The organism is Glycomyces sp. NPDC021274 (genome assembly GCF_040641195.1).
Classification (GTDB): Bacteria; Actinomycetota; Actinomycetes; order Mycobacteriales; family Micromonosporaceae; genus Glycomyces.
Window position 1 is genome coordinate 1 of sequence record NZ_JBFADC010000009.1, and the last position, 26,017, is coordinate 26,017.

The following is a 26,017-nucleotide window of genomic DNA, read 5'->3' on the forward strand; positions in this document are numbered from 1 at the left end:
TTCGTTCGGTCGCAAGGCGGAGGGGCGTCTGCATACCGGTGTTGTATGCAGACGCCCCGACAACGCAGCGAGCGGGCGAATGGGCCGGATAACGAACGGCCTGATTCACAGGACAGGCCCTAGGCCAGCGCGGCCCGAGTGACCTGGCTGAGTGCCGTTCGGGCCGGTGGGGCTGAGCGGTGCGGGCCGGGCCGGTGCTGTCGCCTGAGCGGGAGTGGCTCGATCGGATTCGCACGGGGTGTGCTTCGAGGGCGGAGTGTCGGACCCTGGCGTTACGGTGGAAACGTGCCAGCGCAGCCGAGTTACGAGGAGCGCTCACCGCAGGGGCCGCTGCGTCCTTGGTCGCCTTGCGTGTGGGTCCGTCGTGCTCCCGGGAACGATGCGGGTGCCGCGCCCGACGCGGGAGCGGACACCGCGGGTGCGGACGCTGCATCCGGGCGGGCGGTCCTCGGTGGCGGGCGCGAGTGCGGTGCGGTCGCCGCGCGGGTCGTGCCGGACGGGTGCACCGATCTTCTGTGGCGGCGCGGGGCGCTTGAGATCGCGGGCCCGGACACGCGTCATCGGGAGGTGCCGCTCGAACCCGGTGAGTTGATCGTCGGTGTCCGCCTGCGCCCGGGTGCCGCGCGTCTGCTGCTCGGCGGGGTGCCGGCGACCGATGTGACCGACGCCCAGCCCGGGCTGGGCGAGTTGTGGGGCGAAGCGGCCCTGCGTCTCTCGGACACGCTGGAGGGCGTGCGGGAGCCGTGGCGGATCGCCGCGGTCCTCGCCGGCGCGCTCGGGGACCGCATGGGCGTTCACGGGCCCGATCGGGTCGCGGTGGCCGTGGCCGCCTCGTTGGACCGTCCGCGGCCTCCGGCGATCGCCGGGCTCGCTTGGGAACTGGGCTTCTCGGAACGCCACCTGCGTCGCCGCGTGCGGGCCGCGGCCGGGTACGGGCCGAAGACGCTGGAGCAGATCCTGCGCTTCCGCCGCGCGCTCGAAGCCGCCTCGTCCGCTGCCGCCGGGTCTGGAGTCGCGGGGCTCGAAGCGGTGTCCTCCGGTCCGACGCGGTCCGCCGAGCCGGGTCGGACGCCGGGCCTTGGTCCGAAGCGGGGCGGCACGCCCGACCGGGCGTCGGTGCGGACTCGATCAGCTGGTCCTGCGTGGACTTCCGGCCCTGACTGGAGCCGCATCGCGGCCGAGCAGGGGTATGCCGATCAGGCGCATCTGAGTCGCCAAGTGCGGCGCTGGGCGGGTGCGACCCCGGGTGCGATCGTGGCCCGGGCGACGCCATCGCGCGGCCACGGGGCGGACGATGGCACCGTGCGCTTACGGCGCGCAGACGAGACTCGCGCGCGTTCGCGATCCAGACGGGTCGCGCGCACTCACGAGGTAGGCGCCTCGCGGGCGTTCACGGTCCCGGCGAGCCCGCCGCGGGCTTAGGACACCGCCCCGCGGACGCTCGCGGTGCGCGGGGACGCCTCGCGTGGCATTGCTGGTCAGGCGACCTGGTCCCAGGCTTTGAGTGTGCGCAGCGCCCGGAGGGTGAAGCCGGGTCGGGCCTGCTGCTCGATCGCCGGGTTCCAGCGGCGGTAGTAGATCGGCCAGCCGCCGTCGTCGCGCTGGTCGGCGGCGAGGTGGTCGAGGGACGCGGCCATTTCCTCCGCGGAGAACCACCGGGCGGCGAGGCTGTGCGGGTCGGCGGCGAACTCGCACGGGTGCGTGTACTCCTCGTCCGCGTACCCGGGCGGTGTGGGGATGCCGTCGGGGTTCGCCGGGTCGAGGAGGACGAGGCCGGCGTCCCGTACGAGGGCGCCGATCCGCTCAGCCTGGGTCTCGGCCCAGGCGCGGTCGGCGGGGTCGCGGGCGAGGCCGTCGAGGAAGCGGACGATGCTGAAGACCTCGTAGGGATGGGTGGTCTCGAGTTCGGCGATCGCGTTGCGGCAGAACGCGGTCGCTCCGGTCAGCCAGGGGTGGTCGATCCGGTGCGCGAGGAGCAGTCCGGCGCTGCGCGCGGTGGTGAGCAGGCCGCCGCGGTCCTGCGGCGGCGGCTCGACCCATGGCGGGTGCGGGTACCTGCTGATGCTCGGGAGCAGGTCGGGTACGCCGCCGTCGGGTGCGGTGTGGCGGAGCAGCCAGTCGCAGACGGGTCCGGCGGTGTCCTGGTCGAGTGCGTCGGTGTCGTCGAGGACCTCCAGGGCGGACATCGCCGCGAGCGGTTGCGGCGCGGGGCCTTTGACGTCAGGTTCGAGGGCGTACGCGTAGCCGCCGTCGGCGGTGCGGTGGCCGGCGAGTGCGGTGAGCACTGCGTCGCGGTCGCCTTCGCCCAGGAGGTGCTCGAGGCGGCGCTGGTCGAGGGCGGAGCCGGTGAGCCAGATGAACTCGGCGGCGCGTTCGGTCATGGTGTCGGTGATGCGTCCCATGCCCTCCACGCTAGGCCCCGGCGGGCGGGGCGGTCTTGAACAGAACGGACTTCGATCCGACCCCGATACTTGACGCATCATCTATCTAGCGCTACAGTAAATGATGCATCATGCATCCTCATGACGAGATAGATGATGCATCAACTAGCGTTCTCGAAGGTGGGATCATGAACCTCGTCCTCTGGATACTCGCGGGCCTCCTGGCCGCGTTCTTCCTGCTCGCAGGCTTGACCAGGCTGGCCAAGCCGAAGGCGCGGCTGCTCGAGTCGCCGAGCATGGGCTGGGCCGAGGACTTCCCGCCGGGTCTCATCAAGCTGATCGGCGCGCTCGAAGTGCTCGCCGCGGTCGGCCTCATCCTGCCCGCGGTGCTCGACACCGCCGTGGTCCTCGTGCCGCTGGCCGCCGCCGGGCTCGCGCTGCTCATGGTCGGCGCCGCCGTCACGCACGGCCGCCGCAAGGAAGGCCAGGCCGTCGTCACCAACCTGGTCCTGCTCGCCCTCGCCGCCGTCGTCGCCTGGGGCCGGTTCGGCCCGCACGCGTTCTGATTCCCGCACCGCCGAGGACGGTTCGTCCGAACCGCACCGGAGCACTCCGTCACCGACCTATCGTCCCGGGTGAAGCACCGGGGACACCGAACCGAAAGGCACGAACATGACCGAGCAGAAGCTCATCGCAGTCGTCGGCGCGACCGGACAGCAGGGCGGCGGGCTCGCCCGCGCGATCCTCGCCGACCCCGACGCCGGGTTCACCGTGCGCGCACTCACCCGCAACGCCGACTCCGAGAAGGCCCGCGAACTCGCGCGGCTCGGCGCTGAAGTGGTGGAGGCCGACCTCGACGACGAGGCGAGCCTCGCCAAGGCCTTCGACGGCGTGTACGGCGCGTACCTCGTCACCGACTTCTGGCAGCACATGTCCCCCGACCGCGAGTACGAGCAGGCCGCCAACCTGGCCCGCGCCGCCGCGAGCGCGGGCGTCGAGCACGCGATCTGGTCGACCCTGGAGGACACGCGCGACGCGGTGCCGCTCGAGGACGACCGCATGCCGACCCTCCTGGGCCGCTTCAAGGTCCCGCACTTCGACGTCAAGGGCGAGGCGAACGCGTTGTTCAGCGAGGCCGGGGTCCCGACCACGTTCCTGCAGACCACCTTCTACTGGGAGGGCTTCGCCGCCTTCCTCCCGCCCCGGCGGCAGGAGGACGGCAGCCTGGTCCTGGCGATGCCGATGGGCGACGGCGCGCTCGCCGGGATCGCCGCCGAGGACATCGGCCGCACCGCGTTCGGCATCTTCAAGCGCGGCAAGGAGCTCGTGGGCAAGACCGTGAGCATCGCCGGAGAGCATCTGACGGGCTCCCAGTACGCCGACGTGTTCGCCGAGGTCCTCGGCGAGCCGGTCGCCTACCAGCCGGTGCCGTTCGACGCCTTCCGCGCCGCGGGATTCCCGGCCGCCGAGGAGATGGGCAACATGTTCCAGTACTACGCCGAGTTCGACGACGAGTTCACCGGCCGCCGCGACCTCGACACCGTGCGCGCCTTGAACTCCGAGCTCAAGACGTTCAAGGAGTGGCTCACCGAGCACAAGGCCGCTTTCGCGCAGGCCTGAGCCGCGAGACGCATTTGAGGAGCAGAGGGACCGCCCCCGGTGGGGGCGGTCCCTCTCCGCTCGCGATGTCGATGCTCGGCCGGGCCGTAGCGGTGGCCGGGAAGCGGGTGCGGCCGCCTGTGGGTTCGGCCCGTCTCGAGCGCCGCTCAGTCCCGGAGCGGGTCGTCGGCGAAGGCGCGCATGCCTTCGGCGAAGCCGGTCTCCGCGCGGAAGCCGAGGGCGTCGGCGGCGAGGTCGGGGGCGGCGACGATGTGCCTGACGTCGCCGAGGCGGTACTCGCCGGTGACCACGGGCTCGATGCCGCCGAAGCCGGCGGCGAGGGCGCGGGCCATGTCGCCGACGCTGCGCGGTTCGCCGCTGGCGATGTTGCAGGCGCCCACCCAGTCGCTGTCGAGGGCGAGGAGGTTCGCGCGGGCGACGTCGTGGACGTGGACGAAGTCGCGGGTCTGGCCCCCGTCCTCGAACACCCTTGGGGCCGAACCCGACTCGAGGGCACTGCGGAAGATGCTGGCGACCCCCGCATAGGGGGTGTCGCGGGGCATCCGCGGCCCGTACACGTTGTGGTAGCGCAGCGCGCAGACCCGCGCGCCGGATTCGCGGCCGTACAGGAACGACAGATGCTCGGTGTGGACCTTCGTGGCGGCGTAGACGTTCCGCGGGTCAAGTCGGGCGTCCTCGCGGACGGGAGCCCAGGACAAGTCGGCGCCGCAGCCGGGGCAGCGGGGCTCGAACCGTCCATTGTCGAGGTCTCGGCGGTCGCGGGGCGCGGCGCCGACGTCGCCGTGGTCGGGGCAGCGGTAGCGGCCTTCGCCGTAGACGACCATGGAGGAGGCGACGACGAGGCGGCCGGTGAAGGAGCGGCGCCACAAGGCGCGCAGGAGGTTCGCGGTGCCGCCGTCGTTGTCGGCGACGTAGTCGCTCACGTCGTCGAAGTCCACGCCGAGGCCCACGCGCGCGGCCTGGTGGCAGACGGCGTCGACGCCCTCGACCGCGCGCCGCACGGCGCGCTCGTCCCGGAGGTCGCCGACGACGAGCTCCACGTTGTCGGGCAGCGGGGGTGGTTCTTTATGGGCTGCAAGGGAATCGAGGACGACGACCGCATCGCCGCGGGCGGCGAGCCGCTCGACGATATGGCCGCCGATGAACCCGGCACCGCCGGTCACCAGTACACGCAAGGGATCTGCCTTTCTCTCGGTCACCACTGCACGCTCAATGCGGCGGCGAGGATGACGGCGACGGCCAGCTGCAGCGCCAGCCACCCCCGGGGTCGCGTCAGGGCGCACCCGGCCAGGAGGACGAGCGGCATGAACGGCTGCCAGATCCGCTCGGTCTCCGCCGAGGACATCCCCGACAGGTCCGCGATCGCCACGGCCGCCAGGCACGAACCCACAACTATCCACATGCGACTTTCGCCTGATGTGCGGGGGTTCAGCCGGGCGAGCGCGACCGCGATCGCCGGGCCCAGCGCGAACGCGAACACCGCGAGGTTCGCCAGCAGGAAGTACCAGTACCCGCGCGCCGAGGCCACCCCCGCGTAGTAGCGGGCCCGCGTGACCTGCAGCCCTTCAAACCACCAGTACCCCCACAGCAGCGGCGCGAGCACCACCGCCGCCGCGAACGCACCACCGCCGATCAGCACGCCCCAGCGGCGGCGCCGGATCGCGACGACGAGCACCGGCACCGCGAGCAGCGCCGCCGAGAACGAGAGCATGAGCGCCGCGCCCGCCAGCAGGCCGCCGACGGCGGTCAGGACGACCGACCTCGGGCCCGTGCGGTTGGTCGCGAGGATCAGGCAGGCGACGGCACTGAGCGTGACGCCCGCGAACACCACGTCAGCGTTGTTGTGCCAGAACGCGGCCGGGACGATGACCAGGAACGGCGCGGCCCGGCGGGTCAGCCGCTCCCCCGCGACATCGCGGCCGATCACCAGCGCCGCGACCGCCGCCGCCGCGACCGCGAGCTGGACGACCGCGTTCTGGAACAGCAGGCCTTCGAGGCCCGCTTTCGCTGCGCCCCACAGGAACAGGACGAGACCCGGCGGATGCGACTGGAGGTGCACCGGGAAGACGCCCTCCAGCTGCAGCTCCGTGTACTGCCGCAGGAACGGCGCGACCCCGCCGGCCTCGTCCACGAAGCGGCCGCCGCTCGCATAGTGCTTGTCCAGATCGCCCCACGTGCTCGGATGCGAGTGGGCCAGCGCCAGCGCGGTGCTGAAGAGGACGGCGGCGGCCGCGGTCGCGATGACGGCGTACCGCCACCGCCAGCGCGCCGCGGCGGCGGGCAGGACGGCGATGACGAGCGCGCCCGCGGCGAGCGGGGCGAGCAGGGTCGCGTCGAAGTGCGGGTCCCAGGTGCCGTAGAGCGGCATCGCGTCGAGTTTGAGATCGCGGTCGGTGGTGTTGCGTTTGACCTGGCCGAGTACCCATGCGAGGGCGAGGAGGAGGGTCCAGGCGGCGAGGGCGGCGCCGGTCCGGGCGCGGGTCGTCACGGGCGGGCCGGGGCGGGGAGGCGGACGGTGAAGCGGCATCCTCGGGCGGTGTTGGCGGCGGTCACCGATCCGGCGTGGGCTTCGATGAGGCCGCGGCTGATGGCGAGGCCGAGGCCGCCGCCGCGGTCGTCGCGGCGGCGGGCCTCGTCGCCGCGGAAGGCGATGTCGAAGACGCGCGGGAGGTCGTGGTCGGGGATGCCGCCGCACTCGTCGTCGATGTGGAGGACGGCCGTGTCCCCTTCGGCTGCGGCCGAGATGACGACGGTGCCGCCTGCGGGGGTGTGGCGGATGGCGTTGTCGAAGAGGTTGTCGAGGGCGCGGCAGCATTCGCGGGCGGCGACCTCGATCGGCGGGAGCGCGTTGAGGTGTTCGACGACGGCGACGCCCTTGACCTCGGCGGCGGCGCTGGCGCCCGCGATGGCGTCGGCGACGGCGTCGCACAGGTCGACCTTCTCGCGGCCGAGGCGCAGGGTGCCGCTGTTGATGCGGGAGAGCTCGAAGAGGTCGTCGACGAGGGCGGTGAGGCGTTCGGCGTCGGTGCGGATCTGCGAGTGGTAGCGCTTGACGGCGGAGTCGTCGTCGACCACGCCGTCGTCGAGGGCCTCGGCCATGGCGCGGATGGTGGCGAGGGGGGCGCGCAGGTCGTGCGAGACCCACGCGATGAGTTCGCGGCGGGAGGATTCGAGGGCGCGTTCGCGCCGCTGGGACTCATCGAGGCGGCGGGAGACGTCGGCGAGTTCGCCCGCGAGCGCGGCCAGTTCGCCGGGGCCGGTGACGGCGGGGGCGTGGCCGGCGCTGATGCGGCCGTCGCTGCCGACCATGGTGCGGGCGTAGGCGCCTACCTGCTGGGCGCCGGCGCCGATGTCGTCCCCGAGCTGCCAGGCCGCGCCGAAGGCGACGCCGGAGGCGACGATGAGGACGACGAAGAGGACGACCAGGTCGTGGAAGGAGATGAACATGGCGAGCGCGGCGGTGACGACGCCGGTGGCGGCGACCAGGACCGAGGAGAGGGCGACGGTCATGGTCTGGACGCGGGCGGGGCGGCTGCGCAGGCGGCGGAGGGCGACGCCGCCGACGCCGCCGGCCACGGCGGAGGCGACCGCGGCGACGGTGACGAGGACGGCGATGTCGCGGGGCGGGAAGTCGAAGGCGACCGCGAGGGCGGTGGCCGCGGCGAGGGCGGTCGCGAGGATCAGCAGGGAGCCGGTCCGGCGGTGGCGCAGGTGCTCCATCAGGGCTCCCATCGGTAGCCGACGCCGCGGACGGTGGTGAGGTGGCGGGGCGCGGAGGCGTCGTCCTCGATCTTCTCGCGGAGGCGGCGGACGTGGACGGTGACGGTGGAGGTGTCGCCGATGCTCCAGCCCCACACGGCTTCGAGGAGCTCGTCGCGCTGGAAGGCGCGGCCGGGGTTGCTGAGGAAGCAGACGAGGAGGTCGTACTCCTTGGCGGTGAGGTCGACGGGTGCGCCGTCGCGGTGCACTTTGTGGGCGAGGGTGTCGATCTCGAGGCCGCCGCCGGTGAGGACGGCGGCGGGCGGGGGTGCGGCGGTGGCGCGGCGCAGGACGGCGCGGACGCGGGCGGCGAGTTCGCCCGGGGAGAAGGGCTTGGTGACGTAGTCGTCGGCGCCGAGGTCGAGGCCGGCGATGCGGTCGTGCTCCTCGCCGCGGGCGGTGAGCATGACGACGGGGACACTGGTGGCCTCGCGGAGGCGGCGGCAGACTTCGAAGCCGTCCATGCCGGGCATCATCAGGTCGAGGACGACGAGGTCGGGGAGGGTGGCGAGGGCGCGTTCGAGGCCGGTGGCGCCGTCGGCGGCGTAGTCGACGTCGAAGCCTTCGCGGCGCAGGTAGCGGGCGACGACCTCCGCGAGTGCGGTGTCGTCGTCGACGACGAGCACGCGGGGGGCGGCTTGGGAGCTCATGGGTCAACGATGACCGATGCCGGGCGCCGCCGTCACCGGATGGTCCAAGACTTTCGCATACCGTAAGAATCGTCCCTCCCTTTCGGGGCCCGTCCGTCAGTAGCATCGGCCCCATGCAGCGGACCCATCTCCTCGTCTTGGCGAAGGCCCCGGTCCCGGGGCGGTCCAAGACCAGGCTCACCCCGCCGTTGACCACTGTGGAGGCTGCGGCGGTCGCGGAGGCGGCGCTCGCGGACACGCTCGAAGCGGTCGCCGCGTGCGGCGCGGACCGGCGGATCCTCGCGCTCGACGGCGAGCCCGGGCCGTGGCTCCCCGCGGGCTTCGAAGTGGTGCCGCAGGTCGAGGGCACGTTCAACGAGCGGCTGGCCGCGGCGTGGGCGTTCGCGGGCGGGCCCGGGCTGCAGATCGGCATGGACACGCCGCAGGTGACGCCGGGCCTGCTCGATGCGGCGCTGGGGGTCGTGACCGGCGGCGCGGAGGCGGCGCTCGGCCTGGCCGAGGACGGCGGATGGTGGGCCCTGGGCCTGGCCCGGCCGCACCCCGGCGCGTTCGAGGGCGTCCCGATGAGCCGCGGCGACACGGGTGCGTTGCAGCGCAAGCGGTTGGAGGCCCTCGGCCTCACCGTGGCCGACCTGCCCGTGTTGCGCGACCTCGACAATGCCGAGGACGCCCGGATCATCAGTGCGCTCGCGCCGCGCACGCGCACCGCGCAGCGGGTCCGGGCGCTGCTGCCCACGGTCGACGTGGTCCTGCCGGTGCTCAACGAGCGCGGCGCGCTCCCGTGGGTGCTCGAGCGGATGCCGCCCGGGTACCGGCCGATCGTGGTCGACAACGGCTCCGACGACGGCTCGGCCCAGGTCGCCGCCGACCTCGGCGCGCACGTCGTGAGCGAGCCGCGCCGCGGATTCGGCGCGGCCTGCTTCGCCGGGCTCACCGCCGCGACCGCGCCCGTGGTGGCCTTCATGGACTGCGACGCCTCCCTCGACCCCGCCGACCTGCCCCGGGTCTGCGCGCCCGTCCTCGCAGGCGACGCCGACCTCGTGCTCGGCGCCAGGAACGCCGAAGCGGGCGCGCAGCCGCTCCACGGGCGCCTCGCCAACCGCTACCTCGCCCGGCAGATCCGCCGCCGCTGCAACGCGCACGTCACCGACCTCGGGCCGATGCGCGCCGCCCGCCGCGAGGCCCTCCTCGGCCTCGGCATCACCGATCGGCGCTCGGGCTGGCCGCTCGAAATGGTGCTGCGTGCCGGACAGGACTGCTGGCGGATCACCGAACTGCCCGTCCCCTACCGGCCGCGCATCGGCAGGAGCAAAGTGACCGGGACCCTCGGCGGGACCCTCCGCGCCGTCAAGGACATGCGCGCGCAACTGGCGCAGTTCACGACCGGGAAACGATGAGGAGCAGGCAGTGAACGAGACCCCGCCCCGGGCCGACATCGGCGTCTTCGGCGGCTCCGGCTTCTACGCCCTTGCGGCCGAAGCCGAAACGCACGACCTCCAGACCGCGTGGGGCCCGCCCTCCGCGCCCGTCGCCATCGCGACGTACGGCGCCGTCCGCGTGGCGTTCCTGCCCCGGCACGGCACCGGGCACCGGTACCCGCCCCACCGCGTCAACTACCGCGCCAATGTGGACGCCATGCGGCAGCTGGGCGTGCGCGCCCTCGTCTCGCCGTTCGCGGCCGGGTCCCTGCGCCCCGAGATCCGGCCCGGCGAGTTCGTCGTCTGCGACCAGCTCGTCGACCGCACCTGGGGCCGCGAGTCCACCTTCCACGACGAGTTCACCGACGGCCCCGTGCACCTGCCCTTCGCCGAACCGTACGACCCGCGGCTGCGCCGCATCATGCTCGACGCCGCCGCCGAGGTCGGCGCGGTCGCGCACGACGGCGGCACCGTCGTCGTCGTCAACGGCCCCCGCTTCTCCACCCGCGCCGAATCCCGCTGGCACCGCGACAACGGATGGCACGTGGTCAACATGACCCAGGCCCCCGAAGCGCCGCTCGCCATGGAAGCCGGCATCCCCTTCGTCGGCATCGCCCTGGTCACCGACTACGACGCCGGCCTCGACGAGGACCCGCACATCGAACCGGTCAGCCAGGACGCGGTCTTCGCCGTCTTCGAGGCGAACCTCCACAAAGTCCGCGAACTCCTCGACGCCGCGATCCCGAGGCTGGCCACGTGAACACCGAACGGTTCGAGACCCTCGCCGTCCACGGCGGCGAACCCCGCCCGCCCGAAGGCGGCTCGGTCGTCCACCCGATCCACCAGGGCACCGTCTACGAGACCGGCCCCGGCGGCGACGCCCCCTACATCCGGCTCGGCACCAACCCCACCCAGCGCCACCTCCACCGCAGGCTCGCCGCCCTCGAGGACGCCGAGGACGCCGTCGCCACCGCCTCCGGCATGGCCGCGATCTCGGTCGCGCTCCACAGCGTCCTCGGCGCCGGCGACCACCTCATCGCCGCCGGGTCCTTCTACGGCGGCACCCTGCGGTTCCTCACCGAGCACGCCGAACGGCTCGGCTGGACGTACGACCTCGTCGACCCCGCCGACGACCACGCCTGGCGGAAGGCGCTGCGGCCCGAGACGAAGGCGTTCCTGACCGAGACCATCACCAACCCGCTCGTCCAGGTCGGCGACCTCCCCGGCGCCGCCCGCTTCGCCCGCGAGCACGCCATCGCCTCCCTCATCGACAACACCCTCGCGACCCCCGTCGTCTTCCGCCCGCACTCGGTCGGCTTCGACCTGGTGTGCCACTCGGCGACCAAAGCGCTCAACGGCCACTCGGACCTCGCCGCCGGCGTCGTGACCGGCTCACGCGAACGCATCGCGCGGGTCGCGTCCGTCATGAGCGCCTACGGGTGCGCCCTCGACCCGCACGCGGCGTTCCTGCTCTCCCGCGGACTCAAAACGCTGGCGCTGCGGGTGCGCCAGCAGCACGCCAACGCCATGGCGGTCGCGACCTTCCTCGAAGGGCACGACCGGATCGCGGACGTCCGCTACCCGGGCCTCGCCGCCCACCCCGACCACCGGCGGGCGACCGCACTCTTCGACGGATACGGGTCGGTGCTGGCATTCCGGCCGGTCGGCGGCGCCGCGGCGGCCGATGAGCTGGTCGCGTCGCTGCGGCTGCCGTACGCGGCCTCGAGCCTGGGCGGCGTCGAATCACTCGTGACCCGCGTGTCCGCCCGCGGCGAAGCCGCGGGCCTCCCCGACGACCTGATCCGCTTCTCGGCCGGCATCGAAGCCACCGACGACCTGGTCGCGGACTTCGCCAGCGCCCTCCGCGACTGACACCGGTACCTGCGAGCTCCCTGATATTCAGGCCCCGGGCACGGCACGCGCCCGTGCGATCCCGGGCCGCGGACCGGCGTCCGCCCATACGCTCCGGGGCCGCGGAACCAGCTCGCCGCCCCGGACTCCGCCGGACCGCGACTCACAGGCACCGACGCGCACTCGTACGCTTCCAGGCCACAGACCCCACCCGCATTCGTGCGCTCCCCGGCCCCGCTCCCCGGGCGTTGTTTAGCGGAACGTAAGGCTCCGGCGCGGGACCCGGAGCAGCGAAAGCGCGATGATGGTGGAGTGAACACCACGCAACCCGCCTCACCGCGCGCCTGGGCCGCGGCCGGGCTCCTCGCGACCCTCGCCGGGCTGGCGGTCGGGCACCTCGTCGCCGCGTTCGCCGCGCCGCGGTCCGCCCCCTTGTCCGCGCTCAGCGACACCGTGATCGCGATCGTCCCGCTCGAGGTCTCGCACTGGTTCATCGACCTGGTCGGCACCCTCGACAAGCCGCTCCTGGTCCTCGGCCTCGCGATCGGCGTCGCCGCCGCCGGGTACGGGATCGGCAGGCTGTGGCGGACCCGGCCGTGGCCGGCGCGGGCCGCGATCGTGGCGTTCGCACTCATCGGCGCGGCAGCGGCCGTCACCAGGCCCGGCCTCGGGGCCGGCGCGGCAATGCCCTCACTGCTCGCCGGGGCGGTCGCGCTCGCAGGCCTCCAATGGTGGGCGTCGCGCTTCGACACCGGGACGTCGACCGCCCGACGCGGATTCCTCGCGGCCGTCGGCGGCGTCGCGGCCGCCGCGGTCGCCGCCTCCTGGTGGGCCGGCCGGGTCGGACCGGCCGCGGTCGAGGCCGACCGCGAGGCGCTCACCCTGCCCGAACCCGACGTCCCCGCCGTCGAACCGGGCCCGGTCGCCGAATTCGAGCAGCGGGGCCTGTCCACGTACCTGACCCCGAACCGCGACTTCTACCGGATCGACACCGCGATCACCGTCCCCCGCGTCGACGTCGACACATGGCGGCTCCGCGTGCACGGCATGGTCGACCGCGAACGCACCTACACGATGGACGACCTGCTCGGCCGCGAACTCATCGAACGCGACATCACCCTGTGCTGCGTCTCCAACCAGGTCGGCGGCGACCTCATCGGCAACGCCCGCTGGCTCGGCGTGAGCCTCGCCGACCTCCTCGCCGAATCCGGCGTCAACGCCGCCGCCGACCAGCTCGTGTCCCGCTCCACCGACGGCTGGACCGCCGGCTCCCCCACCGACCTCGTCTTCGACGGCCGCGACGCCATGATCGCCCTCGGCATGAACGGCGAACCGCTCCCGGTCGACCACGGCTGGCCCGCCCGCCTCGTCATCCCCGGCCTGTACGGGTACGTCTCGGCCACCAAGTGGCTCACCGATCTCGAGCTCACCACCTTCGACGCGTACGACGCGTACTGGATCACCCGCGGCTGGTCCACCCCGAAGCCGATCAAGACCCAGTCGCGCATCGACACGCCCCGCTCCAAGGCCGACTCCGGCACCGTCGTCGTCGCCGGAGTCGCCTGGGCCCAGCACCGCGGCATCAGCGCCGTCGAACTCCGCGTCGACGACGGCGAGTGGACGCCCTGCCAACTGTCCGATGTCGCCACCACCGACACCTGGCGGCAGTGGCTCATCGAGTGGGACGCCGAGCCCGGCGACCACACCCTCACCGTCCGCGCCACCGACGGCGACGGCGTCCCGCAGACCAGCGAGGTCCAAGGCGTCATCCCCGACGGCGCCACCGGCCTCCACAGCGTCCGCATCTCGGTCGGCTAGGAGCCGACCCCGCACGCACGCAAAAGGGCCGGTCCCCCGTGACGGGAGACCGGCCCTGATTATTTGTGGAGGTACTGAACGCTTATCCGCACACGTTCCCCGCAGGTCAAAGCGCTGCGATCCGACCTGTCGAACCATGCGAAACCCGACACAGATAGCCAGGAACGCAGTACAGACCTGAAATCTCCTGTGCGGACAGCACCGCGTCCGCTCCGCAAAGGGCTGGCCCCGGAGGACCGCCAACGACTCATCGAAGACTACCTCGCCGGGGCCCTCCAGAGAGACCTCGCCTCGCGGTACGCCATCGGACTTTCCAGCGTCAAGACCATCCTCCGCGAAGCCGGAGCCCGCAAGTACGCGACCCGAGCCTAAGCAGCCTGGCGGAGGCCGAGCGTGCCGCTCGTGGCAGCAAGGGGCACGCGAGCCAGCGTGGCCGCCATCCTCACGAGATGACCCAGGGAGCTACCCCGGCCACTTCACCGCTTCCCAAAACCCTGATCGGGGATCGCTGACCGGCCCAAACTCGGTCGACCGCGGCAAGCCGGGCTCGAAGATTCACGGCCTGAGCGACCGAAACGGCGTACACTCTCGCCCTTGCCTTCTCTGCGGCGAACTCTCAGGGACAGGGCCTTTGGCGATTGCGGTCTTGCTAGATGGCAGCCTGACCTAGGGGCATGCCGGGAGGACACATCTTGGTCTCGCCGGGAGGAAGGGAGGTTGGGGAGTCGGGTGCTCTGCGGCGTCGTGCCCGGTGTTCACTGGGGTTGTGGCCTCGGGCGCGTTTGAACGCGGCGCTGAGCGCGAACGGCGTGGAGAAGCCGACCCTGGCCGCGATCGCGGCCAGGGTCAGGTCGGTGTCGCACAAGAGCTCGGCGGTCCGATCGAGGCGGCGTTCGCGCAGGTACGTCATCGGCGGCTGACCCACCAGGTCCGCGAAGCGCCGGGCCAGCGCGGCACGTGAGACGCCGGTCCTTGCCGCCAGTTCCGCGAGCGTCCACCTATAGGCGAGGTTGCCGTCGATCAGGCGCAGCGCGGTCGCCGTCACCGCGTCGCCGTGGGCCCGGTACCAGTCGGGGACGGGTGCGCCCGGGCGGGTGAACCAGGTGCGGAGCGCGGCGACGAGCATCAGGTCGAGCATCCGGTCCAGGAACGCCTGGCGGCCGGGCAGGGTCCGGTCGATCTCGGCGAAGGCGGCGGCGCTGACCGGGCAGTCGTCGGGTCCGGTCTCGATGACCGCCAGCGGCGGCAGTGCGGCGAGCAGCCGCGCTGGCATGCCGCCTTTGACCGTGTACCGGCCGGTCATCAGGCCAGCTGATCTGGTTTCGCCGGCCGTGTCCTGCACGGTGATCTCGTAGGGTGCGCCCCCGGAGAGAATGGCGACGTGGCCGGGTGCGAGGTCGACTGGAGCGGCGCCTGCTGCAGCGATCCGGACACGACCTCGCAGCGGTACCGCCACCGTCAGTGGAGAGCCGTTCGGGACAGTCAGGAGCAGCCGCCCGGCGAGCGTGGGCTGCTCGAAGACCGCCCCGGCGCAGCGGACGCGTTCGAGCAGGTCGGTCAGCGGATCGGTGCCGGTCGGTTCCAGGTCGGGCATGCCGACGATGCTAGACGCTCGCGTATAGAGACGAGCCGCATCGCCATGGTCACGGTGCTCTGATCATGCTTGGCTTGCTCGCATGAGTGATGAACTAGTGCTGGTGACCGGCGCGACTGGCAAGACCGGGCGACGCGTGGTGCGCCTGCTGGACGACCTCGGAGTCGCCCATCGCGAGACCTCGCGGACATCTGCGACGCGCTTCGACTGGGAGGACCGGTCCACCTGGGCCCCGGTTCTGGAGGGTGCGAGCGCGCTCTATCTCATCCCGCCATACACGTCCGTCGATCGGGCCGCTGAAGCCCTTGCTGCCCTTGGCGAAACGGCGATCGCGGCGGGGGTGCGGCGCACGGCCCTGGTGTCCACTCCAGACGAGAGCGGCCTGGCCGCTGAGGCCTCGCTCGCCGCATCGGGACTGGCGACGACTGCGCTGCGGCTGCGGTGGTTCTTCCAGAACTTCAGCGAGGACTTCCTGCGCGACCCCGTGCGCTCCGGTGAGCTCCGGCTCCCGGCGGGGAACGGCGCGGAGGCGTTCATCGACGCCGACGACATCGCCGAGGCGGCGGTCCGCGTCCTGACCGAAGACGGTCACGCCGGGTCGGCGTACGAGCTGACCGGGCCGCGCCTGCTGACATTCGGCGACATCGCCGCCGCGATCACGGCCGCCACCGGCCGCGAGGTTCGCTATGTCCCGCTGACCGAAGCGGCCTTCATCGCTGAGCAGCTGGCTTTCGGAGTGCCGGAGGATTGGGCGCGGACCTCCGCTTCGCTGTACGCGCAGATCGGGTCCGGTCGGCTCGCGTCGCTCTCCAACGACGTTGAACGCCTCCTCGGCAGGCCGCCCCGCGACTTCGCTGCTTTCGCACGCGCTGCGGGAACCCAGGGCCTGTGGAACTGATCGACTACAACCAAAGACGCGGCCGCTGGCCTCCCGCAAGATCTAGGTCGAGACCTGGACGGAAGCGTTGTTTCCGGACTAGGCAGGGGTGTCCGGGCCTCCCGGCGCTGCAAAATCCTCGGCCTTCAGGTTGAATAGCGGCGAATGACCGTGGCCGGGTTCAAACTGGCGTTGATGTCCGTCGTCGCTGGTTCTGCCTCAATGTGGGTCGGCCGGTGTGGTCGATTGGGCACGGAGGAAGTCGTCGACCACGTGCTCGACGAACTGGCGATCGAGGGTCTTGCGGCCCAGGAACCGCTGGTAGATCAGCGGTCCGGCCAGTTCGGCGACCGCTCGTTCGAGGTCGAGGCCGGTATCGATGTCGCCGCGCTGCTGCGCTGCCCGGATGATCTGCCCGGCGGCCTCCGAACAGGCCTCGTACAGCTTGGCGCTCAGCTGAGCGAACTCCGGATCGCGGGAGGCCCGGTCCATGGTGGTGAGCATCGGCCGCTCCACGGCGGGGTCGTGCAGTTGGACCCGGAAGTCGTCGAGTTCTTCTACGAGGTCGTCACGGGTGACGCCCGTCGGAGTGTGGTGCTCGACGGCCCAGTCGTGCAAGAGGATGTCGTGGAGGAATCGGTCGATGGTGGGCCAGTGCCGGTACAGCGTGGTGCGGCCGACGCCGCTGCGTTCGGCCACCGTCACGTAGGTGACTGCCTCCCATCCGTCGGATAGGAGTATCTCGCGGCCGGCGGCCATCGCGGCCGCACGCGAGCGCGCCACTTGCGGGTTGTTCCGGGCGCTCGGCCTTGAGGCCGAGCGCCCGGAACAAGTTCAGGCTCGCCACCATGCCTGGGTTGCGGATTGATCGCGGGTGGTGTTGGTGAGGCAGTGGACCTCTCCTCCCACGGTGCCGACCGCGTGCCCGTAGTCCCAGGCCTCGACCCAGGCGATCCGACTTCCCACGGCGCTGAAGGCCGTTTCGGCGGTGTTCGCGAGTACGTCCTGCCCGGCCGCGTCGAGTGGCCCGTGGGGTTTGATGGCGAGGAAGGTGCCAGTGCCGGTTTCGACGCCGTTGACGATGGCGGGCAGGTGGTTCGCCACGATGCCCTGGCGAGGGTAGCCGTCGACAACGAGTTCAGTGAACACCGCAGGGACCCGCACGATCTCCTCCTCCCCGAGACCGAGCGCTTCGGTCACTACCGCAAGCGCCGCGTCGATGCCTTCGGTCGCAATCCGGTTGCCTTCGAGCAGCTCCGGCGATGCCAGTGCCTCCTCGACGGTCATGGCCGGGTCCATCTCGAGGCCCTGCACGAGCGTCTGGCCGCCGAGACCCTCGTCGACCAGTCCCTCAAGCAGCTCGGTACCCAGCTCCGGGTCGGCGACGACCGCCGCCCACCCTCGGTCGTTGTCGGCCGTGGTGAACGACAGGAACTCGTCGATGTGGCCGACACCGAGCCAGCTCGTGTCGACCGCAAGCGGCTCCTGGTCTCCTTGCGCCTCAAGGAGCTCGACGAACGAGGGATCGGGCGCGGCGTCGCCGCCGTCCGAGCCGTACAGGATCCTCCCGGCAGGCCAGGTGCCCTCGCCGGTGGCATAGGGCGGTGCGACGATGACATTGCCAGTGGAGCTGAACGAACCCCACAAGGCGTTGTACTCGTCCTGGCCGACCCGGTCGGGACTGTACGTCTGGACCGCGGCGGTGTCGGCCCCGCGCAGCAGCGAGAACACCGGCCGTCCCGCATCGCGCAGCGGGAACTCGGCGGTGCTGCCCTCCGGGTCGACGACGGCGGAGCGCAGCAGCACCGTCATGGTGTGCGGGACGCCGCCGCGGCCGGGCATGGCGGCGTACCCGGTGATGAACTGGTCCCGCATCCACCGGTCATCGCCGGTGGGGTACATGGTCAGTCGTTCGTCGAGCCCGGCCGACACCAGGCCGGCGACCAAGTCTTGGCGGAAGGCCTCCTCACCGTCGTGGACGGGAGGGGCTTCGGCATCCGGGTCGTAGCCGTCCCTTTCGGCGGCCTCCACTTCCGTCCCGTTGTCGGCGACGATCAGTTGGTCGATCGGAGCCAGCTCGTGGCTCAGCAGCAGCGGCGCGACACGGACGCGCACCTGGTCGGATTCGACGGTTCCACCGTTCCGGACGGTCAGCGTCACGTCGATGAACCCGTCCCATCCCTCCGAGTCCCGGGTGAAGTCGGTGGCTTCGAGGGCCAGGTCGATGCCGCCGCGCAGATGGTCGGCGGTGATCGGGTCGTTCGGGCCGAGCAGGCTGTAGTCGTCGCCGTCGCGTACGAACAGGCGCGCGGTCGCCGCCGAGGCGTCGTCGACGCTGATCGAGGCACTTGCGCTGTCCCCGACGCCGCGCATCGGCCTGATCCTCAGCGATGCCATGTCGAGGAGGTCGGCCGCGCCGTTGACCACCTCATCTGCGCCATCCGAGCAGGCGGCCAGGGCGTCGTCGCCGAGCCGCTCCCCTTCGGCTCCAACGGTTGGGCAGGCTTCGAAGTCGTCGTCGAGGTTGGGCACCATGATGGCGCCTCGGTCGGTCGTCCATTCGCTTCTCCCCGCGCTGTCGGCGGCATTGACACGACCGTCGCGGTTCGTGTCGGCCAGCAGCAGGGCAGGAGCGGGTCGTGCGGTGGCCTCCCAGGCCACCGCACCCGCCGCCAGCGCCAGCAACGAAGCCAATATCAATGCGGGCGAACGGAATCGGTGCCTGCTTCTCGGATCTGTCATGCCGTCGACTCTGGCCGAGACGAGCGGAGGACGGTATCCCCGAGCGGCTGATTCCCGGGCCGTTCATGTGCCGCCGCTCTGCCTTTCGGCAGAGGGCGGTCCCGTCACGCGTCTCTAGACTTGGCTCCCATGCAGCAGTGGATCAAACCGGCGGCACGCTGGACGGCCGCAGCGGCGGTCCTCGGCTTGGCGGTGTTCGACGGGCTCGGCACCGGCTCGGCGGCGTCCGCACCCGCCGCTCTGGCAGCGGCAGTCCTCGCCGCCCGGCCGAGCCTGCGAGACCGTCAGCGACCGTGGGCGCTGCTGGCCGCCGCAGCGGTCTCCCTCATGGCCACGGCCGACCCGGGAGCGGCGACCTCGAACCGCGCCGCATTGTGGTGGATCGCTGAAACCGCGGTGCTGCTCGCACTGGTTGCGCTGGGCTCACACATGGCCGCGACCAGAATCGAAGCGACCGCCGTCGTTGCTGCGGGCATCGCGATAGGGCTGTCGCCGCTGCGCCTCGGCTTGCGCATGGACCCGCCCTCCGCGCCGGAAGAACTCGCGGTGCTGGTCCTGCTGTGGACTATCGCTGCGGGCTCGGCAGCCGCGTTCGGCCGGTTCATGCGACGGCAACGGCACGAGCGGGATCGCGCGGTCAGGGAGGCCCGCCGCGCGCAGCGATTGTCACTCGCACGGGACCTTCACGACTACGTCGCCCACGACGTGACCGGCATCGTCGTGCAAGCCCAGGCGGCACAGGTCGTCGGCGAACCCGCCCAGGCCCAGGCCGCGCTCGCCCGCATCGAAGCAGCCGGGCTGCAGGCCCTCTCCTCGCTCGATCGCACGGTCCTCCTCCTGCGCGAACACGACGCCCTCCTCCGAGACTACGACGGCTTTGCCGACATCGCCGTTCTGGCAAGCCGATTCGAGGAGGCCGGGGGCGCAAGAACCAGCCTCGTCATCGATCATGGGCTCGCCAGCCTCCCGATCCCCGAGACGGTCAGCGCGCTCGCGCACCGCATCGTGACCGAAGCGCTGACCAACGTCCGCAGACACGCGCCCGACGCTGCCGACGTCCGCATCTCACTGAACAGACTCCCGAACGCGTTGGCGGTCGAGGTCGTCAACGACCTGCCACCCGAACCGAACGGCGAACCTCAGGCCAGGATCGCCGGAGGCCAAGGCCTGCATCAACTGGAGGGCTCCGTGAACGGCCGCGGCGGCACGTTCGATGCCGGACCCGACGGCCACGAGAGCTGGCGCCTGTCCGCGGTGCTGCCGCTGTGACCATCCGCGTCCTCATCGCCGACGACCACGACCTGGTCCGCCACGGCTTCCGCATGATCCTCGACGCCCAACCGGACATGCGCGTCGTCGGCGAGGCCGCCGACGGGGAAGCGGCGCTCGCAGCCGCCCGCAGGCACAGCCCTGACGTCGTACTCGCCGACATCCGCATGCCGCGACTCGACGGGATCGAAGTCCTCAAACACCTGAACGCCGAACCTCACCCGCCCAAGGTCATCGTCGTGACCACATTCGACGACGACGATTACGTCCGCGCCGCCCTGGACGCAGGCGCCTCCGGATTCGTCCTCAAACGCTCGGGACCGGCACTGCTTGTGGAGGCCGTCCGCGCCGCGATCGCCGGAGACACCCTCATCAGCCCCTCGCTCACCATCCGACTCTTGACCGGCCTGACCGAGGCCAAGCCCAAGTCCGAGAACGGGCCCGATCTGTCCGAACGCGAACGACAAGTGGTCAAACTGGTCGCCGAAGGCAAGTCAAATGCCGAAATTGCCACTGACCTGTTCATCTCAGCCGGCACCGTCAAGACCCACATCGCCAACGCCCAGCGCAAGACCGGGGCCCGCAACCGCGTCGGCATCGCAGCTTGGGCCTGGAGAACCGGACTCGCCACACCATGACCGCGCAGCGAGGAAGCGACCCGCTCGCGGCACAACATGTACGAGAAACCTTGCTGGGCAAGAAAATAGGGACCTTCAATATGAAGATCCCTAAGGTGCCAAATGTCCGATTCAGTGGAGGTACTGAAGGATTATTCGGACACGTTTCCGCTGGTCAAAGCGTTGCGATCCGATCTTGCGAACCATGCGAAACCCGACACGAAAGGCCAGGAATGCGGTCCAGGTCGCAAATCTAGTGTTCGGAGAGAACTGCGTCCGCTCCGTAAGCGGCTGGCCCCGAAGGACCGGCAACGACTCATTGCAGACTATCTCGATGGGGCGCTCCAGAGGGACCTCGCCACGCGGTACGCCATCGGACTTTCCAGCGTTAAGACCATTCTCCGCGACGCAGGAGCCCGCAAGTACGCCGCGCGCCGGTAACCGCTGTGACTGCAACAGGCCCGGCGGGGATCGGGCCGCCGGGCCAGGAGGTCCCCAATCTGGTGAACTGGACTGTGCGCGAGTGGGCAGCCCCACCGCCGCATCTTCGCCGGGGACGGGCGACCGCCCCAGGAACGCGGAGGAATCCTGCGGAAGACTACGGCGTCGCGCGGAATCCGAAGGTCGCCGCGCCGAGCGCCTGGAACTCGGCGGCTGTCCCGGAGTCGAGCACCTTCGTGTTCCTCGTGCTGCCATCGAGCACGGCCGAGCGGACGCTGACGTTCGCGACGTGGTGGTTCATCGCCAGGTAGTTGTCGTTCCCCGACTTCACCAGGACGAGGGTCGGCACCGCTCCCGAGGGAGTGATGGAGGCAGGCGGCACGTCGTACGAGAAGTGGTTGCCAGTGACGGAATTGCCGCCGCCATTGATGTGCACCAGCCCGAACAGGTCGTCGGTCGTGAGCGGCACGCTCTGGAACGGCCCGAATGATTCGCGGTTTCGAAGGAAGTGGTTCGCGCCGATGAGGTTGTTGCGGCAGACGTCTTCAAGGGTCACCATGCCGGACGAGAACGAGTGGAGGCGGTTCGCCGAGATGGCACTGTCGTTGCAGTTCTTCAGGTGCACCGAGCTCTTGCCGCGGGGGAAGATGTTGTTGCCCGACACGATGAGCCCGAAGTGCCCTTCGGCAAAGATCGAGAATCCCGCGGGCCCAGCGCCGAGGTGGTTGCTGTTGACCATCGAGGCCTGCCCGGAGCCCACGAGTTCGACACAGCTGCCGCACTCGGCGATGAAATTGCCGTTGAGCTGCAGCGCGTCGACGCCGGTGAGCACGACTCCGCGTTCGAGGTAGACCATGCCCATGCCGGCGATGCGCAGCGCATCGGTGTCGCTCGTCGAGCGCACGCCGATCTTGCCGTTGCGGTAGCTGTTCTGGTTCGGGGTGAACGAGAGCCCGTCCAGACAGAAATCGACCAGTTCGATCGAACTCAGGCGAGGCGATCCGCCCCGGCTGATGAGGATCGCCTCCGCGTTCCCGTCAGTGTTCTCGACCTTGATACGGCTGCCGCCGGGCCAGATCTCCCACCAGCTTGCGGTGTTGGCCGTGTTGTAGCGGATGCTCGAGGAGGTGAATCCGTGCCCGGACCCCTTGATCTGCAGGTAGCTGATGTCGATGACGATGCGGGTCTTCAGCGAGTAGTCGCCCGGCGGGATGTAGACGACGGCGCCCGGCTTCGAAGCTTGGCTGGGCTGATTCGCCTTGATGTCAGCGATGATGCTGTTTACGACGGCGCCGATGTCCGTGTACGCGGTCGTGCCGGGACTGCCTGGGATGCTCCAGGTGGTCACGTCGTAGATGGTCGAGGGCATGGTGGTCTCCGCTTCATTGAGGTCGATGCTGCAGGTGGGGTCGTGGTCTAGATGAGGCCGAGGAGCGTGCGGTGCGGTCGCTCCTGAGGCAGGGCCTCCTGTGCAGAGGCCGCTTCCTGCTCAGCGCGGGCGGGCTGTGCGGTGCCGAGCACCGACAGGGCAACGCCGACGCCGGCGGCGAGGATGAGGGCACGGCGGCTGAGGCTGGGCGATGGGGTGCTCATGGTGCTCCGTCATTGTCGAGGGGTGGAGCCAAATGGATTTGGCATCATGCTTGACCGATGTTAGGCCTGGCCGTTTCTGAGGTCAATGCGCCAAACAACTTTGGCGAAACTTTTTCAGTGTTTGGCATTGACAGTCGCTGATCCGGAGTCGCACACTCATGCCAAGACGTTTTGTCAAAACGTTTTGTCACCGCCCCGACGGTGACCCCTCGCTCGTAGCAGTGCAGCTACAAGAATGGAGTCGAAGTCATGACGCTTCGCAAACCCAGCGGTCGTGCTCGAACCGCATCCCTCGGAACCGCTGCGGCGACGGCGGCCATGCTCGCACTCTCAGGGTGCGGTGCAGGCGGCAACGCTGCGGAGGACGAGCTCACCGTCCTTGTCGAAGGAGGCGGACTAGCGGAGCTGCAGCCGATCGCCGACCTCTACAAGGAGGAGACGGGAACGACGGTCACCCTCGTCGAACTTCCGTATGACGGCCTCTACGACCGCATCCAGACCGAGCTCGGATCCGGCACCGTGTCCTTTGACGTCGCCGCTCTGGATGCGATCTGGCTGAGCGCGTTCGCTGACGGGGTCTCGCCTCTCGACGACCTGTTCACCGACGATGTGCAGGCGGATCTGTTCCCGGGCCTCGTGAGCGAGGCGCAGGTCGGCGGCGAGTTCGTCGGCATGCCGATCTTCACCAACTCCGAGATCCTCTATTACCGCACGGACCTATTCGAGGACCCGCAGAACCAGGCCGACTTCGAAGCGGAGTACGGCTACCCGCTAGCGCCACCGGCGAACTGGGAGCAGTACCGCGACGCCGCGGAGTTCTTCACGCGCGACACCGACGGCGATGGTCAGATCGACCTCTACGGCACCGATGTGAAGGGGGCCGTCGAAACCGAATGGCTCGCCACGGTCTCGCAGACCGGCGAGGAGCACATGGTCCTCGACCCGGAGAGCGGCGAGGTCACCATCAACGACGCCGAGCACCTGGAGGCGCTCGACTACTACACGAGTCTGCTGCCGTACGCCCCCGCCGGGTCGGCGCAGCTGGACTGGGCCGGGGCGCAGAACCTCTTCTACCAGGGGCAGCTCGCCATGATGCGGTTCTGGGGCCACGCCTACACCCAGACCCCGGCCGACTCGCCCGTCGCGGGCGAGATCGGTGCGGCTCCCATGATCGCGGGCGCAGGCGGCATTGCGGGGGTGCCCGGCGCCTGGTACCTCTCGGTGCCCGCGGTGGGAACGAAGCAGGACCTGGCGAAGGACTTCGTCGCCTTCGCGTACGAGCACAACGAGCTCTCGATCGACACGTCGCTCGGCCTCGTCGCGCGCATCTCGGCGTTCGAGTCTCAGGCGGGAGTCGCCGGCAGGGAGAACTACCCCGCGATCCTCGAAACGCTCAACGCTCCGGCCACCAGCGCCCGCCCGGCGACGCCGCATTGGCAGGAGATCGTCGACACCGTGCTCACGCCCATGCTGCAGAAAGCCGTCGAACCCGGAGCGGACAACGCCGCCCTGTTGAAGGAGGCGGAGGCGCAAATCGAGGCGATCCTCTACTAGCGCCAACCGCTCCGCACGGGTGGCCGCCTGCATCGCAGTCGGCCACCCCGTCCGACCAGAAAGTTCTTCCACATTGCGTGTCACCGATCGCCGATTCGCCTTGTTGCTCATGGCGCCGGCAGCCCTATTCCTCACGGCCTTCGTGCTCTGGCCGCTCATCCGGTTCGTCTCGAACGCCTTCTACGACATCTCCCCGATCGCGGGTGGACCCCGTACCCCCGTCGGTCTGCAGAACTTCATCGACGCGTTCGCCTCAGCCTCGTTTCAGGGCGCGGCAGTCCGCACTGTCGTCTACACGGTCGTCGTCGTCGCCCTCGAGTTCGCCCTCGGGCTCGTCGTCGCCCTGATCTTCGCGTCGCTGGGCAGACGCTCGACGGTGTTCCGCACGATCTTCATGTACCCGCTCATGATCGCGCCGGTCGTTGCCGGATTGCTGTGGCGCTTCCTGCTCATCGACAATTTCGGCATCGTCAACGAGATCCTCTTCCGGGCCGGCGTCCTTCAGAGCTCAAGCGAGGTCGGCTGGCTCAGCGATCCGACGATCGCGCTCTTTTCGGTCGCCCTCCCCGACATCTGGCTCACGACCTCGTTCATCACCCTCGTGCTCTTCGCAGGCTTGCAGACGATTCCGGGCGAGATCCTTGAGGCCGCCCGCATCGACGGAGCGCGATACCCCACGATGCTGTTCCGGGTGATCCTCCCGCTACTGCGTCCCGTGATCGCCGTCGCGCTCATCGTGCGCGGCATCGACGCGGCCCGCGCGTTCGACATCATCCTCATCCAGACGAACGGCGGCCCCCAGGAGAGCACGACCACGCTGAGCCTGCTCATCTACCGCACTATGACCCGCTACGGCGACATCGGACTGGCGAGCGCCATGGGGACGATCTACCTGATCGGGATGCTCCTCGTGGCCTCCGTGGCCGTCCTCGCGATCTGGCAGCCCGGGGAGGCACGATGAACGGCTTGGAAACTCGTCGACGGTCGACGAAGGCCCTCCTCTACGTCCTGCTCGCCGTAGTTCTGGTGCTGTACGGCTTCCCGTTCATCTATCTGCTGCTCACCTCCTTCAAACCTCCGAGCGACGCGATCGCGGTGCCCCCGTCGGTGATGCCGCATGTGTGGACGCTGGAGAACTATATGGCGGCGTTGACCAAGGAGGGCGTCGCTCCAGCGCTCATCAACAGTGTCGTCACAGCCATGCTCAGCACGCTGATCTCCCTTGTGCTCGCGGTTCCCGCCGCCTACGCGATCACCAGGTACCGCACTCCGAGCGGGCGGGTGTTCGTGCTCGCGGCCCTGGTCACCCGGATGGTGCCCACAATCGCGATCGGCGCCCCGCTGGTGGAGACGATGCGGGCCCTCGGGATCAGCGACACCTCGTTCGCCCTCGCGATCGCCCATACGACGATTTCGCTGCCGCTCTCGATCTGGCTCATGGCGAGCTTCTTCGAGGCCATTCCCGACGAGCTCGAGGAGGCCGCGAAAATGGACGGGGCGTCGCGGCTCGGAGCACTATGGCGGGTCATTCTGCCGGTGGTGTCCGGCGGCCTGGCGGTAACGGCGATCTTCGCATTCCTCGCTTCGTGGAACGAGTTCCTGTTCGCGCTGCTGCTCACCTCGGTACGCGCACAGACGACCCCCATCGTGATCGCGAACTTCCAGACGCAGTTCGGGCTCGACTGGGGAGCCATGACCGCACTCGCGACCGTCTATTCGATCCCGGTCATCCTGCTCACCCTCACGCTCCAGCGCCACATCGTCGCGGGCCTCACCCTAGGCGCGGTGAAAGGATGAGCAGACACAACCAGACCCAGGAAGACAGGAGACGAC

24 protein-coding genes and 1 pseudogene are annotated in these 26,017 nt (G+C 70.3%); 15 read left to right on the forward strand and 10 right to left on the reverse strand.

Annotated elements, in window-relative coordinates; all coding sequences use genetic code 11:
• Window positions 1–489: 489 nt before the first annotated feature.
• Window positions 490–1,422, forward strand: a complete 933-nt coding sequence (locus AB0I03_RS18880) for a DUF6597 domain-containing transcriptional factor (RefSeq protein ID WP_360414911.1) — start codon at window positions 490–492, stop codon at window positions 1,420–1,422.
• Window positions 1,423–1,478: 56 nt separating this feature from the next.
• Here the strand turns inward: AB0I03_RS18880 and AB0I03_RS18885 are convergent, their stop codons facing one another.
• On the reverse strand, window positions 1,479–2,402 hold the full coding sequence (locus AB0I03_RS18885; protein ID WP_360414508.1) for a hypothetical protein: 924 nt from the start codon (window positions 2,400–2,402) through the stop codon (window positions 1,479–1,481).
• Window positions 2,403–2,569: 167 nt separating this feature from the next.
• Between AB0I03_RS18885 and AB0I03_RS18890 the strand changes: the two genes are divergently transcribed.
• Both AB0I03_RS18890 and AB0I03_RS18895 read left to right on the forward strand, forming a co-directional pair.
• A complete protein-coding gene (locus tag AB0I03_RS18890; protein WP_360414511.1) occupies window positions 2,570–2,947 on the forward strand; it encodes a DoxX family protein in 378 nt (125 codons plus the stop codon).
• 106 nt (window positions 2,948–3,053) lie between these two features.
• Window positions 3,054–4,001 carry an NmrA/HSCARG family protein gene (locus AB0I03_RS18895; RefSeq protein ID WP_360414514.1) on the forward strand — a complete coding sequence of 316 codons (948 nt, stop codon included), beginning with the start codon at window positions 3,054–3,056 and terminating at the stop codon, window positions 3,999–4,001.
• A 146-nt stretch (window positions 4,002–4,147) separates the two neighbouring features.
• Here AB0I03_RS18895 and AB0I03_RS18900 read toward each other — a convergent pair whose 3' ends face one another.
• The 4 genes from AB0I03_RS18900 to AB0I03_RS18915 are packed head-to-tail and all read right to left on the reverse strand — an operon-like array spanning window position 4,148 to window position 8,410.
• Window positions 4,148–5,176 carry an NAD-dependent epimerase/dehydratase family protein gene (locus AB0I03_RS18900; protein WP_360414913.1) on the reverse strand — a complete coding sequence of 343 codons (1,029 nt, stop codon included), beginning with the start codon at window positions 5,174–5,176 and terminating at the stop codon, window positions 4,148–4,150.
• 20 nt (window positions 5,177–5,196) lie between these two features.
• Window positions 5,197–6,489, reverse strand: a complete 1,293-nt coding sequence (locus tag AB0I03_RS18905) for a hypothetical protein (RefSeq protein WP_360414517.1) — start codon at window positions 6,487–6,489, stop codon at window positions 5,197–5,199.
• Window positions 6,486–7,721: a HAMP domain-containing sensor histidine kinase gene (locus AB0I03_RS18910; RefSeq protein ID WP_360414520.1), complete on the reverse strand. Its 1,236-nt coding sequence runs from the start codon at window positions 7,719–7,721 to the stop codon at window positions 6,486–6,488. Before AB0I03_RS18910 ends, AB0I03_RS18905 begins: the two co-directional genes overlap by 4 nt.
• Entirely contained in the window at window positions 7,721–8,410 is a 690-nt protein-coding gene (locus AB0I03_RS18915; protein ID WP_360414522.1) for a response regulator transcription factor, read from the reverse strand. Before AB0I03_RS18915 ends, AB0I03_RS18910 begins: the two co-directional genes overlap by 1 nt.
• 113 nt (window positions 8,411–8,523) lie before the next feature.
• On the opposite strand from AB0I03_RS18915, the gene AB0I03_RS18920 reads away from it, so the two are divergent.
• From AB0I03_RS18920 to AB0I03_RS18945, 6 genes and pseudogenes are all read left to right on the forward strand, one after another.
• A complete protein-coding gene (locus AB0I03_RS18920) occupies window positions 8,524–9,807 on the forward strand; it encodes a DUF2064 domain-containing protein (RefSeq protein WP_360414525.1) in 1,284 nt (427 codons plus the stop codon).
• A gap of 10 nt (window positions 9,808–9,817) precedes the next feature.
• Window positions 9,818–10,588, forward strand: coding sequence for an MTAP family purine nucleoside phosphorylase (locus tag AB0I03_RS18925; RefSeq protein WP_360414528.1), 771 nt, complete (start codon window positions 9,818–9,820; stop codon window positions 10,586–10,588).
• Window positions 10,585–11,700, forward strand: a complete 1,116-nt coding sequence (locus tag AB0I03_RS18930; protein WP_360414531.1) for a PLP-dependent transferase — start codon at window positions 10,585–10,587, stop codon at window positions 11,698–11,700. Before AB0I03_RS18925 ends, AB0I03_RS18930 begins: the two co-directional genes overlap by 4 nt.
• Window positions 11,701–11,991: 291 nt before the next feature.
• Window positions 11,992–13,497, forward strand: coding sequence for a molybdopterin-dependent oxidoreductase (locus tag AB0I03_RS18935; RefSeq protein ID WP_360414534.1), 1,506 nt, complete (start codon window positions 11,992–11,994; stop codon window positions 13,495–13,497).
• 189 nt (window positions 13,498–13,686) lie between these two features.
• Window positions 13,687–13,869: a hypothetical protein gene (locus AB0I03_RS18940; protein WP_360414537.1), complete on the forward strand. Its 183-nt coding sequence runs from the start codon at window positions 13,687–13,689 to the stop codon at window positions 13,867–13,869.
• Between the two features lie 130 nt (window positions 13,870–13,999).
• Window positions 14,000–14,111 (forward strand): annotated as a pseudogene (locus AB0I03_RS18945) (IS5/IS1182 family transposase); the annotation flags it as partial.
• A 35-nt stretch (window positions 14,112–14,146) separates the two neighbouring features.
• Here the strand turns inward: AB0I03_RS18945 and AB0I03_RS18950 are convergent.
• Window positions 14,147–15,091, reverse strand: a complete 945-nt coding sequence (locus tag AB0I03_RS18950) for an AraC family transcriptional regulator (protein WP_360414540.1) — start codon at window positions 15,089–15,091, stop codon at window positions 14,147–14,149.
• Between the two features lie 82 nt (window positions 15,092–15,173).
• Between AB0I03_RS18950 and AB0I03_RS18955 the strand changes: the two genes are divergently transcribed.
• Window positions 15,174–15,989: an NmrA family transcriptional regulator gene (locus AB0I03_RS18955; protein WP_360414543.1), complete on the forward strand. Its 816-nt coding sequence runs from the start codon at window positions 15,174–15,176 to the stop codon at window positions 15,987–15,989.
• Between the two features lie 198 nt (window positions 15,990–16,187).
• On the opposite strand, the gene AB0I03_RS18960 is transcribed toward AB0I03_RS18955, so the two are convergent.
• Complete coding sequence (locus tag AB0I03_RS18960) at window positions 16,188–16,751, reverse strand: TetR/AcrR family transcriptional regulator C-terminal ligand-binding domain-containing protein (protein ID WP_360414546.1); 564 nt, start codon at window positions 16,749–16,751, stop codon at window positions 16,188–16,190.
• Window positions 16,752–16,802: 51 nt separating this feature from the next.
• Complete coding sequence (locus tag AB0I03_RS18965; protein WP_360414549.1) at window positions 16,803–18,653, reverse strand: protein-arginine deiminase family protein; 1,851 nt, start codon at window positions 18,651–18,653, stop codon at window positions 16,803–16,805.
• Between the two features lie 186 nt (window positions 18,654–18,839).
• Between AB0I03_RS18965 and AB0I03_RS18970 the strand changes: the two genes are divergently transcribed.
• The gene (locus AB0I03_RS18970; RefSeq protein WP_360414552.1) at window positions 18,840–19,979 is read left to right on the forward strand and encodes a histidine kinase; all 1,140 of its coding nucleotides are present in this window, start codon (window positions 18,840–18,842) and stop codon (window positions 19,977–19,979) included.
• A complete protein-coding gene (locus AB0I03_RS18975) occupies window positions 19,976–20,617 on the forward strand; it encodes a response regulator transcription factor (RefSeq protein WP_360414555.1) in 642 nt (213 codons plus the stop codon). Before AB0I03_RS18970 ends, AB0I03_RS18975 begins: the two co-directional genes overlap by 4 nt.
• A gap of 577 nt (window positions 20,618–21,194) precedes the next feature.
• Here AB0I03_RS18975 and AB0I03_RS18980 read toward each other — a convergent pair.
• Together AB0I03_RS18980 and AB0I03_RS18985 are read right to left on the reverse strand one after the other, a co-directional pair.
• Window positions 21,195–22,406 (reverse strand): NosD domain-containing protein, encoded by a 1,212-nt coding sequence (locus AB0I03_RS18980; RefSeq protein WP_360414558.1) that lies wholly within the window; start codon window positions 22,404–22,406, stop codon window positions 21,195–21,197.
• Between the two features lie 47 nt (window positions 22,407–22,453).
• A complete protein-coding gene (locus tag AB0I03_RS18985; RefSeq protein ID WP_360414561.1) occupies window positions 22,454–22,630 on the reverse strand; it encodes a hypothetical protein in 177 nt (58 codons plus the stop codon).
• 318 nt (window positions 22,631–22,948) lie between these two features.
• On the opposite strand from AB0I03_RS18985, the gene AB0I03_RS18990 reads away from it, so the two are divergent.
• The 3 genes from AB0I03_RS18990 (at window position 22,949) to AB0I03_RS19000 (ending at window position 25,981) form a co-directional block, all read left to right on the forward strand.
• The gene (locus AB0I03_RS18990) at window positions 22,949–24,184 is read left to right on the forward strand and encodes an extracellular solute-binding protein (RefSeq protein ID WP_360414564.1); all 1,236 of its coding nucleotides are present in this window, start codon (window positions 22,949–22,951) and stop codon (window positions 24,182–24,184) included.
• 73 nt (window positions 24,185–24,257) lie between these two features.
• Window positions 24,258–25,145 (forward strand): sugar ABC transporter permease, encoded by an 888-nt coding sequence (locus AB0I03_RS18995; RefSeq protein ID WP_360414567.1) that lies wholly within the window; start codon window positions 24,258–24,260, stop codon window positions 25,143–25,145.
• Entirely contained in the window at window positions 25,142–25,981 is an 840-nt protein-coding gene (locus AB0I03_RS19000; RefSeq protein ID WP_360414570.1) for a carbohydrate ABC transporter permease, read from the forward strand. The genes AB0I03_RS18995 and AB0I03_RS19000 overlap by 4 nt, the downstream gene beginning before the upstream one ends.
• Window positions 25,982–26,017 lie beyond the last annotated feature (36 nt).